Source organism: Propionicimonas sp., from assembly GCF_034927565.1.
Classification (GTDB): Bacteria; Actinomycetota; Actinomycetes; order Propionibacteriales; family Propionibacteriaceae; genus Propionicimonas.
In genome coordinates, this window is the sequence record NZ_JAYFPT010000003.1 from 79,213 (window position 1) to 89,687 (window position 10,475).

Genomic DNA, 10,475 nt, shown 5'->3' on the forward strand with positions numbered 1-10,475 from the left:
GTCGCATCGGGCTCCGACCACGGCCCGAGCTCGTCCCGCAGGCGGAAAACCGGTCGGTCCGGGCGCGACCAGCGGCTCAACCCCGCACCAGATCGAGCGCATGTGCCAGATCGGGCGGATAGTCTGACCGGAATTCCACCCAGTCGCCGGAACCGGGGTGGGTGAACCCCAGCCGGACGGCGTGCAGCCACTGCCGGTCGAGGCCGAGCCGGGCAGCCAGCACCGGATCGCCGCCGTAGGTCGGATCCCCCACGCAGGGGTGCCGGATCGCCTGCATGTGCACCCGGATCTGGTGGGTACGCCCGGTCTCCAGATGCACCTCGAGCAGCGTGACGGCGGGAAACGCCTCCAGCATCGCGTAGTGGGTGACGCTGTGCCTGCCGCCGTCGATCACCGCCATCCGGTACTCCGCGCCGGGGTGCCGGCCCACGGGCGCGTCGATGGTGCCCTCGAAGGGGTCGGGATGGCCCTGGACCAGGGTGTGGTAGACCTTCTCGACGGTGCGCGCCTTGAACGCCCGCTTCAGTGCGGTGTAGGCGGGTTCGCTCTTGGCCACCACCATCAGCCCGGAGGTGCCCACGTCCAGCCGCTGTACGATGCCCTGCCGCTCGGCTGCTCCCGAGGTGGAGATCCGGAAGCCGGCGGCTGCCAGGTGCTCCACCACCGAGGGACCGTCCCAGCCCAGGCTGGGATGGGCTGCCACCCCGGCCGGCTTGTCCACCACCACGATGTCGGCGTCATCATGGACGATCCTGATCCCGGCCACCTCCCGCGGCGTCACCGCCAGCCGCGGTTGGCTGGGAAGATTCACCTCGAGCAGGTCGCCGGCGCGGACGCGGTCCGACTTGCCCACCACACGGGAGTTCAGCGCCACCGCTCCCTGGGCGATCAGCGCCTCCACCCGGCTACGGGTGAGCCCGCTGATCCTGGCGGCGGCGGCATCCACCCGCTCTCCGTCCAGCCCGTCGGGGACCAGCCAGACACTACTCATCAGCACCGGGGTCGACAGCGGCGTTACCGGTATCCTCGGCGTCGACGACCACGGACTCGGAGACGTCACCGGCGTCGGTGCCGGCCTCCGCGGTGTCACCACCGTCCTGCTTCAGCCGCACGCCGGACATCGTGACCTGGGTGACCAGCGACAGCCAGATCACCATCACGGCAGCGGCGGTGATGAACATGTCGGCGACGTTGAAGATGGCGAAGTACGGCAATTGCAGGAAGTCGATGACGTGACCGTGGAAGGGGCCGGGCTCGCGGATCAGCCGGTCGATCAGGTTGCCGACAATCCCCGCCAGCAGGCAGCCGGTGGCCACCGCCCAGCCGACATGTCGCACCCGGGGCACCATCCAGCCCGCAACGGCGATCATCGCGACGATCGCGATACCGGAGAAGACGACCGTGAACTGCTCGCCCATGCTGAACGCCGCGCCCGGATTGCGGACCAGTTGCAGGGTGAGCAGGCCGCCCAGTAACCGCGGCGGGTTGGCCGGGTCGAGGTAGGTCAGCGCGAGGTACTTGGTGACCTGGTCGAGGGCGATACCGACGACGGCGATCCCGACGGCGAGGAGCCGCAGTGCTGTCGCCGACGGACGCCGGACGGTCGTGGACTGGACTGTTATCGCCGTTCCTCCCGCTGCTTGCACGCCAGGCACATGGTGGCACGGGGGAAGACCTGCAACCGGTCCTTGCCGATCGGGTTGCCACAGGACTCGCAGTAGCCGTACTCGCCATTCTCGAAGCGTTTGTAGGCCAGTTGGGCCTGTTCGAGCATGTCACGCGCGTTCTGCACCAGGGACATCTCCTGGTCGCGTTCGAAGTTGGTCGAGCCGACATCAGCGGCGTCCCGTCCGGCACCCTCGGAGCCGTCGGAGAACAGATCGGCCAGGTCGGCCTCGGCCACCTCGACGGCGCGGGCCATCCGGGCGATGTCCGACAGCAACTCGTCGCGGACCTCCTCGACCTCTTCTTCGGTCCAGGGATCCTCGTCGTCGGCCACCGGGAAGGCCTCGGCCTTCACGACGGACGTCGCGTCTGAAGCGTCTCGGCGCAGCGTTGCCATGGAAGGCCCCTTCCTCTGTGTCGTGGCCGCCTGGAACGCAACCACGTGTCCTGCCGGGAACCGAACGCGCGCTGCGCGACCGTCCCAGCTGTTGCTGTCAAGGCAGGGAGAGTACCACCTGCCACGACACAAACAGGTGCCCTCGACGCGTTTCGCCGAGGGCACCTGTTCGTGTGGTCAGTCACCCAGCAGGGCGTCGAGTCTCGGCGTGGCCGAACTGGTGCCGGGCTCGCCCAGAATGGCCGGGGCTCCGCCCGGTTCGAGGGTGGCCTCGTCCAGTGCCCTGAGCTGCGTGTTGAGGTGGTTGGAGAGGTTGGCGCGGTAGTTCGACTCGAACTGCCGCAGATGGTCGACCTTCCCGCGCAGCGTGTCGCGCTCGGCCTCCAACTGGCTGAACAGCTCGGTACGGTGCTGCTCGACCTCCTGGTTGACCGCGTCGGCGCGGGACTGGGCCTCGCGGGTGACGTTCTCGGCGTTGATCCGGGCCTCGGACTCGATCCGGTCGGCGCGGGTACGCGCATCGGTCAGGGTCTCGTGTGCCTTCCGGTTGGCGTTGTCGATCACGGTCTCGGCCTCGCCACGGGCATCGGAGACCAGACGCTGCGCCTCGATCTGGGATTCGCCGACCAGGCGCTCGGCCTGCTCGGTGGCCATCTGCAGCAGCCGGGCGACGGCGGGCGACGCCTCGGAGGAGGTGGTGACGACGATGTTCTCGACCTTGCCCTTCGGGGAGTCGGACTGGTCGGCCGCCGACAGCCGGCTCAGATCGGCGGACAGGCTCTCGGCCTCGCGGGTCTTCGCGGCCAGTTCGGCCTGCAGCCGCGCGACCTCGTCGTTCTTGCCCTGCAACTCAGCCCGCAGGGCGTTCAACTCGCCGCGCACCGAGGTCAGCTCGCCCTGCCGGGAGCTGAGCTCGGAACGCAGACCGTCGGCCTCGCCGGAATCGCTGGGGACGAAGATGCTCGACGGCTCGCTGGAACTGAGCGCCTCGACCTGCTGCTTGAGGGTCTCGTTCTCCTCGGTCAGCTGGGACAGTGTCGCCTCGACCTTGTCGACGAAGTTGTCGACGTCGACCGGCTCATAGCCGTTCCGCCTCGCCAGATGAAAGCGGGTCTGCCGGACCTGCTCCAGAGTCAGGGTCATCGTTCACCTCGTGTTGTGACTGCCGCGCATGCCACCGTACTGGCAAGGCGATTCCGGGCCTCAGGCTAGTGCAGCGCCCAACCGAAGACCAAGACGGCCACTGCCAGGTTCAGGCACATCGCAACCCAAGGTTCAGACTTCGGCACCGGCTCAGGACTGGTTGAAGAATCCTCCGGCGATCCGCTCCTTGTCCTCGGCCGTGACCGTGATATTGGGCGGTGAGAGCAGGAACACCTTGTTCGTCACCCGATCGATGCTGCCCTGCACGCCGAAGATCAGGCCGGCGGCGAAATCGACCAGGCGACGGGCGTCGACGTCCTCCATCTCGGTCAGGTTCATGATCACCGGGATGCCGTCGCGGAAGTTCTCGCCGATGGTGCGGGCCTCGTTGAAAGTGCGCGGGTGGACGGTGATGATCCGGCTCAGGTCGGCGACCTTCGGCTGGCTGGCAGCCGGACGGCGGCTGGCGATCTCGGTGACCGTCGCGGGCACTGCCGGGCTGTCGGTGCGCTGCGGCACCTCCTCGGTCACATCCTCGACATTGCCCTCGTCCTCGGCGTAGTCGTGGTCGGACACCAGACCGAGCCACACGGCGGCCTTCTTCAACCGGTCAGCCATTTTTCGCCCCTCACTGCATGCCTGCCCACAGGCTAACCGGACGGTCGCTGCCCGGCCGGGGCGACACGCTGCCACCGCGCCGAAACCGGCGACCAGCAGGCACGCTCAGCCGGCGGGCAGCCAGACCAGGCCCAGCTGGCGGCCTGCCCCCGCCCCGTCGCGGCGGTGCGAGTGCAGGGTCGGCACGGTCAGTGTGCAGGGGTCGTGCCGGCGGACCTGGCAGCCCGCGGCCTGCAACTGCAGGTTGGCGGCCGCGCCGAGATCGAGCGCCGGGGTCCCCCAGGAGGTCGTGGTCGCCGCGCCCGGGAGCCGGGCTGCCAGTTCGTCCCGCATCGCAGCCGGCACCTCGTAGCAGGCGCCGCAGATGTGCGGCCCGATCCAGGCCGTCACGGCGGTGGCGCCGTGTTCCCGCATTCGGGCCAGGGTCGTGGTCAGGACACCGGCAGCCAGGCCCACCCGTCCAGCATGGGCGGCGGCCACCACGCCCGCAGCGGGGTCGGCGAACAGCACCGGGACGCAGTCGGCCACCCGGATCGCCAGGACCACCCCCGGCCGCGTGGTCACCAGCGCGTCCGCGACCGGCAGCCGGCGGGCACCCGGCACCGAATCGCCCAGCCAGGAGTCGTCCGTCCAGCCGGCCAGCAGGGCGTCGTCGACGTCCAGCACCTCGACTCCGTGCACCTGGTGGACGGCGACCACCGGCCCGACCCCGAGAGCGGTGCGCACCGCGGCCAGGTTGGCGCGTAGCGCTGCCAGGTCGTCCAGATCGGTCCGGCCGAGGTTGAGCGACCCGAGCATGCCGGTCGAGAAGCCGTCCTGGCGGTCGGTGAAGGCGACCCCGGCACCGTCGGTACCGGGGTCGTTACGGAAGCTGAACATCGGGAGGTGACAGCCGTCCGGCAGCGGACGGCGGCTACTTCAGGAAGTCGGGGACGTCCAGGTCGTCGTCGGCATCCAGCGGCGGCGGGGTGAAGACCGGCGTCGGCGGCTGGACGGTGGCATGCTGCTCGGTCGGCTCGTTCGCCGGCTGGGCGGGCTTCGCCGGCTCGGCGGTGACCGCAGGACGGGGACGCTGTTTGGGCGGCTGCCCGCCGTCGAAGCCGGCGGCGATCACCGTCACCCGTACCTCGTCGCCCAGCGAGTCGTCGATCACGGTGCCGAAGATGATGTTGGCGTCCTCGTGGGCGGCGTTCTCGATCAGCTGAGCGGCGGCCGAGACCTCGAACAGGCCCAGGTCGGAGCCGCCGGCGATCGAGAGCAGCACGCCGTGGGCACCGTCGATGCTGGCCTCCAGCAGCGGGGAACTGACCGCCATCTCGGCGGCGGCGCGGGCGCGGTCCTCGCCACGGGCCGAACCGATCCCCATCAGGGCCGAGCCGGCGTTCTGCATGACCGCTTTCACGTCGGCGAAGTCGAGGTTGATCAGGCCGGGGGTGGTGATCAGGTCGGTGATGCCGGAGACGCCCTGCATCAGCACCTGGTCGGCCGACCGGAAGGCGTCCAGGATCGCCACGTGGTGGTCGGTCATCTCCAGCAGTTTGTCGTTGGGGATGACGATCAGGGTGTCGACCTCTTCGCGGAGCGCCGCGATGCCGTCCTCGGCCTGGGTGGAGCGCCGCTTGCCCTCGAAGGAGAACGGCCGGGTCACCACGCCGATCGTCAGCGCACCCAGCGAGCGGGCAACCCGGGCCACGACTGGCGCGCCGCCGGTGCCGGTGCCGCCCCCCTCACCCGCGGTGACGAAGACCATGTCGGCGCCCTTGAGCACCTCCTCGATCTCGTCGGCGTGGTCGTCGGCAGCCTGGCGCCCCTTCGCCGGATCGGCGCCGGCTCCCAGGCCACGGGTGAGGTCGCGGCCGATGTCGAGCTTGACATCGGCATCGCTCATCAGGAGTGCCTGCGCGTCAGTGTTCACCGCGATGAACTCGACCCCACGCAGGCCGGATTCGATCATGCGGTTGACGGCGTTCACGCCGCCGCCACCGACCCCTACCACCTTGATGATGGCCAGGTAGTTCTGTGATGCGGTCCCCACCAGAAATCTCACCTTCTGCTTCATGTCTGGTGCCGTCGTGAGGTTGCGGACGAGTCCTGGGGAAGGGCAACACCCTTTCGGCGTGCAAGCAGGCTATGAAACCACGGGGGTGAAGTCCAAGTTTCGCCCTACCTTCGGCGTGTACCTCAACTGGCGGTTCAGGGTTCAGCGGCGGGTGGGGTGGGAGGGCGCCGAGACGTCGAACACCCGGCCGCCCTCGGGCAGCAGGGCATCGATCACCTCGGCCTTCAACGCGGACTGTTCAGCACTCCCCCAGATCACCCGCTGACCACCGCTGAGCCGCAGCGTGATCGAGTCCCGGCCGCGGGCCTCGATCGCCTCAACCTTCTTCGCGGTTCGCTCGCTGAGCGCGGAGTAGACGGTGCCGGCGTCCACCAGTCGCTGGCGGTCCGCGGGGTCGGCGTCGACCCGGATCAGGTCCTTCGGCAGCGACTTCGCGGTGTCGAAGACCACACCGGTGGCATCGGCCACCAGGTAGCCGGTACCCGAGCGGACGGCCAGCCTGGCCACCCGTTCGGTGACGGCGATCCGCAGCCCGTCCGGCCACTCCCGGGCCACCTCCACCTCGGCCACCGGCGGCAGCCCGGCGACTCGCTCGGCCACCCCGGCGGTGTCCACCCGGACCAGCGGGGTGCCCAGCCCGACCTGAGCTGCCGCGGAGACGTCCTTCCGGCTGGCCACCTCCGTGCCGGTGATCGTGACCCGGGCGACCGCCAGCACCGGGGAGAACCCGACCAGGTAGACCGCCGCGCCGATCAGCCCTGCCCCAAGAACCGCGACCAGCCAGGCCAGCCACCGGCGGCGCCGGTCCTTCCGACGCCGCAACTCCAGCCTGCTGGTGGCGTCGGCGACCCCGGCTCCGGTCACGACGCCCGGCCTTCCGCCAGCAGTTCAGCCAGCCGTGGCCCGACCTTCGTGACGTCGCCCGCGCCGAGGGTGACCACCAGATCGCCCGCGGTGACCAGACCGGCCAGCGCGGCTGCCGCCTGCGGCATCGCCTCGACGTAGTGCACCTCGCGGCCGGCCAGCCCGGCAGCCTCGGCCACCAGCCGCCCGGTGACGCCAGGGATCGGATCCTCCCTGGCCGGGTAGATGCCGAGCACCACCACGACATCGGCAGCCGCCAGCGCAGTGGCGAACTCGCCGGCGAAGTCACGGGTGCGGGTGAACAGATGCGGCTGGAAGCAGGCGACCACCCGGTGCTGCCCGGCGTACACCCGGGCGGCGGTGAGCGTCGCCGCCACCTCTGTCGGGTGGTGGGCGTAGTCGTCGATGATGGTCACCCCGGCGACATCGGCCACCCGCTGGAACCGGCGGTGGGTGCCGTCGAAGTGGCCGGCAGCGGTGCGCAGCGCCTCACCGTCCAGTCCGAGTACCCGGCCGACGGTGTAGGCCATCGCGGCATTGAGCAGGTTGTACCGCCCCGGCACGGTCAGCGCGAGTTCGCCGTCGTCGTCCCAGGCGTGCAGCCGGGCGTACGCACCGCTGCCGGAGAAGGCCAGCTGGTCGAGCCGGACGTCGGCGTCGACCGACTCCCCCACCGTCAGCACCTGTTTGCCGGACGCCCGCACCGGGTCGACCAGGGCCAGGGTGCCGGGATCGTCCGCGCCCAGGATGACGGTCTCGACCCCGGGCTGGGTGGCGAGCCGCTGGAAGCCGGCGGCGTAGGCCTGGGCTGTACCCCAGTTGTCGAGGTGGTCGGCCTCGATGTTGGTGACCGCCACGATCCGGCTGGGGTACTGCAGGAACGAACCGTCGGACTCATCGGCCTCGATGACGAAGGCCTCGCCGTGCCCGGCCTGTGAGCTCACCCCCGACGAGGTCAGCGGCGAACCGATCACGTAGCTGGGGTCGGCGCCGCTCTCGGTGAGCAGGACGGCGGTCATCGCCGAGGTGGTGGTCTTGCCGTGGGTGCCGGTCACCGCGATCCCCCGGCTGCCCAGCATCAGGGAGCCGAGCGCGGCGCTACGGTGCCAGATCCTCAACCCACGGCGGCGCGCCTCGACCAACTCCACGTTGTCCGGACGGATCGCCGTCGACACCACCACCGTGCCGGCCTGGCCCACCTGGTCCGGGTGGTGGCCGACATGGACCTCGATCCCCCGGGCGCGCAGGTCGTCCAGGACGGCCGAGTCGGCCTGGTCGCTGCCGGATACCCGGACGCCGAGGTCGGCGTACATCGCAGCGATCGGGCTCATGCCAGCGCCGCCGATCGCGATGAAGTGCACCGGGCCCAGCTCGGTGGCCGGCAGCAGGGGGACGGGCTGGATCAGCGGCACCGGTTCACGCCCCTGCCTGCAGGACGAGCTTCGCCAGCGCCTCGGCCGCCCCGGACGGCACCAGTTCGCGGCAACCGGCGCTCATCGCGGCCAGCCGGTCGGGATCACCGATCAGGCCGAGCACGGCGGCGGTGAGCGCGGGCGCGGTCAGGTCGGCATCCCGGATCAGCACGCCGGCACCGGTCTCGACCAGGAAACGGGCGTTGCGTTCCTGCTCCCCGTTGCCATGCGGCAGCGGCACGAAGACCGTCGGCAGCCCGACCATCGCGGTCTCCATCACCGTGCCGGCGCCGGACCGCCCGACCATCAGGTCGGCGGCGGCATAGGCGTCCTGCATCGCGTCCACATAGGCCAGCGGGTAGTACCCGGCACCGGTCGCGGGGTTCGTCCGGGGCACCGTCTGGTCGGTGACATTGCGCGGGCCCAGCACGTGCAGCACGTTCACCCCGGCGGCCAACAGGTCGTCAAGAGCGTCAGCCAGGGCGAGGTTGATGCTGCGGGCACCCTGGGAGCCGCCACTGACCAGCAGCACCGGGAGGTCATTGGCGATCCCGAACCGGGCCCGGGCAGCGGGCCTGGCAGTCGTCCGGTCGAGGCCGGCGATCGCCTCCCGAACCGGCAGCCCGACGAACTCGGCATGCGGCAGGGCGGTGTCGGCGAAGCTGACCGCGACGTGCCTGGCGAATCGGGCGGCCACCTTGTTGGCCAGCCCGGGGACGGCGTTCTGCTCGTGCAGCACCAGCGGCAGCCCGGCCCGGCGCGCAGCCAGGTAGACCGGCAGGGACACATAGCCGCCGAAGCCGACCACGACCTGGGCGCCGTGGTCACGCAGAATCGTCCGGGCCTGTCCGACCGCGCTCCAGAGCCGTCCCGGGACGGCGAACAGTTCGGGGGTGAGCCGCCGCGGCAGCGGCACCGGCGGGATCATCGCCAGCGGGAGCCCGGCTTCCGGGATCACCTGGGACTCCAGCCCCTTCGGAGTGCCGATACACAGCAGGTCGGCATCCGGATCAAGCCGACGGAGTTGCTGGGCGGTGGCGATCAGCGGCGAGGTGTGGCCCGCCGTACCGCCACCTGCGAGGACGATCTTCACGGCCGACAGGTTACCCGCGGCGGCCGGGAACCACCGCAGACACCTGCAGCGCCCGGCGGCGCTTGCGGCGGCCGGCCAGCGCCCGGGCGGCAGGTTCCTGCCGGGCGCAGGCCAGCAGGATGCCGATCGCGCACAGGTTCGCGATCAGCGCTGAACCGCCATAGGACAACAGCGGCAGCGGAACCCCCAGCACCGGCACCATCCGGAGCACCACCATGATGTTCACCAGCGCCTGGATCATCAGCCAGGAGGTCACACCACCGGCGGCGAAGCGGCAGAACAGGATGTCGGAGCGCATCGCGATCCGGAAGCCGGCATAGCCCAGCACCAGGAACAGCGCCAGCACCGCGAGGGTGCCGACCAGGCCGAGTTCCTCCCCGATCACCGCCAGCACGTAGTCGGTGTGGGACTCCACCAGACCGCCCCACTTCTGCCGGCTGGCGCCCAGCCCGAGCCCCCACCAGCCACCGGAGGCGAGTGCCATCAGCGCCCGGATCGGCTGGTGGTTGACGCCCAGCGGATCGGCGTCGGGGTTGAGGAAGCCGAGGATGCGGTCCATCCGGTGGCCGTTGGTGATCACCAGCGCGCCGACCGCTGCACCGACCACCGCCACCATCGAGCCGAGCACCTTCCAGGAGGCGCCGACGTACCACAGCACGGCGAGCACGATCGCGCCCAGCACCATGCCGGTGCCGAGGTCGCGCTGCAGCACCACCAGCCCGATCAGCAGCACCGAGACCGGGACGAAGGGGACGATCAGGTGGCGGGGCTGGTCGAGCAGCTTGTGCTTGCGCGCCAGCACGTCCGCCCCCCACAACACGATCGCCAGCTTGGCGAACTCCGAGGGCTGGATCCGTCCCAGGACACCGAGATCGACCCAGTTCTTGTTGCCGTTCTTCGCCCAGCCCAGGCTGGTGAAGGTCGCCAACTGCGCCCCGAAGGCGCCCACCAGGGTGATCCAGCCGACGATCTTCAGCCGTTGCGGCGAACTGGTCGCCAGCACCCACGCCGCCAGCCCACCCAGGACCAGGAAGACGATGTGGCGCTTCAGGAAGTAGTAGGCGTCATCGAACCGGACCTCGGCATACACGCTGGACGCCGACAGCACCATCAGGGTGCCCAGGCCCAGCAACAGCACTGCCGGTGCCAGGACCAGGAAGAAGCTGGCCTGGGGATGAGCGAGCCATTCGACCACGAGACTGCGTCGGCGGACGGTGCTGCCAC

At 70.3% G+C, this 10,475-nt stretch carries 11 protein-coding genes; all 11 read right to left on the reverse strand.

The genetic code is table 11. The features are described from left to right. Positions 1-76: 76 nt before the first annotated feature. The 11 genes from VB080_RS01035 to ftsW all read right to left on the reverse strand — a co-directional run bounded on the left by VB080_RS01035 (position 77) and on the right by ftsW (position 10,446). Entirely contained in the window at positions 77-991 is a 915-nt protein-coding gene (locus VB080_RS01035) for an RluA family pseudouridine synthase (protein ID WP_323416553.1), read from the reverse strand. After that, positions 984-1,622, reverse strand: coding sequence for a signal peptidase II (lspA, locus tag VB080_RS01040; RefSeq protein ID WP_416339574.1), 639 nt, complete (start codon positions 1,620-1,622; stop codon positions 984-986). The genes VB080_RS01035 and lspA overlap by 8 nt, the downstream gene beginning before the upstream one ends. Continuing rightward, a complete protein-coding gene (locus VB080_RS01045; protein WP_323416555.1) occupies positions 1,619-2,062 on the reverse strand; it encodes a TraR/DksA family transcriptional regulator in 444 nt (147 codons plus the stop codon). Before VB080_RS01045 ends, lspA begins: the two co-directional genes overlap by 4 nt. Before the next feature lie 177 nt (positions 2,063-2,239). Continuing rightward, positions 2,240-3,205, reverse strand: coding sequence for a DivIVA domain-containing protein (locus tag VB080_RS01050; RefSeq protein ID WP_323416556.1), 966 nt, complete (start codon positions 3,203-3,205; stop codon positions 2,240-2,242). Positions 3,206-3,355: 150 nt separating this feature from the next. Then, positions 3,356-3,823, reverse strand: a complete 468-nt coding sequence (locus VB080_RS01055) for a cell division protein SepF (protein WP_323416557.1) — start codon at positions 3,821-3,823, stop codon at positions 3,356-3,358. A gap of 105 nt (positions 3,824-3,928) precedes the next feature. After that, the gene (locus VB080_RS01060) at positions 3,929-4,702 is read right to left on the reverse strand and encodes a laccase domain-containing protein (RefSeq protein WP_323416558.1); all 774 of its coding nucleotides are present in this window, start codon (positions 4,700-4,702) and stop codon (positions 3,929-3,931) included. A gap of 34 nt (positions 4,703-4,736) precedes the next feature. Next, positions 4,737-5,858, reverse strand: coding sequence for a cell division protein FtsZ (ftsZ, locus tag VB080_RS01065; protein WP_323416559.1), 1,122 nt, complete (start codon positions 5,856-5,858; stop codon positions 4,737-4,739). Between the two features lie 165 nt (positions 5,859-6,023). Next, positions 6,024-6,746: a cell division protein FtsQ/DivIB gene (locus VB080_RS01070; RefSeq protein WP_323416560.1), complete on the reverse strand. Its 723-nt coding sequence runs from the start codon at positions 6,744-6,746 to the stop codon at positions 6,024-6,026. Beyond that, entirely contained in the window at positions 6,743-8,158 is a 1,416-nt protein-coding gene (gene murC / locus VB080_RS01075; protein WP_323416561.1) for a UDP-N-acetylmuramate--L-alanine ligase, read from the reverse strand. The genes VB080_RS01070 and murC overlap by 4 nt, the downstream gene beginning before the upstream one ends. 4 nt (positions 8,159-8,162) lie before the next feature. Next, positions 8,163-9,251 (reverse strand): undecaprenyldiphospho-muramoylpentapeptide beta-N-acetylglucosaminyltransferase, encoded by a 1,089-nt coding sequence (murG, locus tag VB080_RS01080; RefSeq protein ID WP_323416562.1) that lies wholly within the window; start codon positions 9,249-9,251, stop codon positions 8,163-8,165. A gap of 10 nt (positions 9,252-9,261) precedes the next feature. Next, entirely contained in the window at positions 9,262-10,446 is a 1,185-nt protein-coding gene (gene ftsW, locus VB080_RS01085; RefSeq protein ID WP_323416563.1) for a putative lipid II flippase FtsW, read from the reverse strand. Positions 10,447-10,475 lie beyond the last annotated feature (29 nt).

Coding starts and splice junctions, on each gene's coding strand:
- VB080_RS01035 (WP_323416553.1), bottom strand. CDS start 991: ATGAGTAGTGTCTGGCTGGTCCCCGACGGGCTGGACGGAGAGCGGGTG.
- VB080_RS01045 (WP_323416555.1), bottom strand. CDS start 2,062: ATGGCAACGCTGCGCCGAGACGCTTCAGACGCGACGTCCGTCGTGAAG.
- VB080_RS01050 (WP_323416556.1), bottom strand. CDS start 3,205: ATGACCCTGACTCTGGAGCAGGTCCGGCAGACCCGCTTTCATCTGGCG.
- VB080_RS01055 (WP_323416557.1), bottom strand. CDS start 3,823: ATGGCTGACCGGTTGAAGAAGGCCGCCGTGTGGCTCGGTCTGGTGTCC.
- VB080_RS01060 (WP_323416558.1), bottom strand. CDS start 4,702: ATGTTCAGCTTCCGTAACGACCCCGGTACCGACGGTGCCGGGGTCGCC.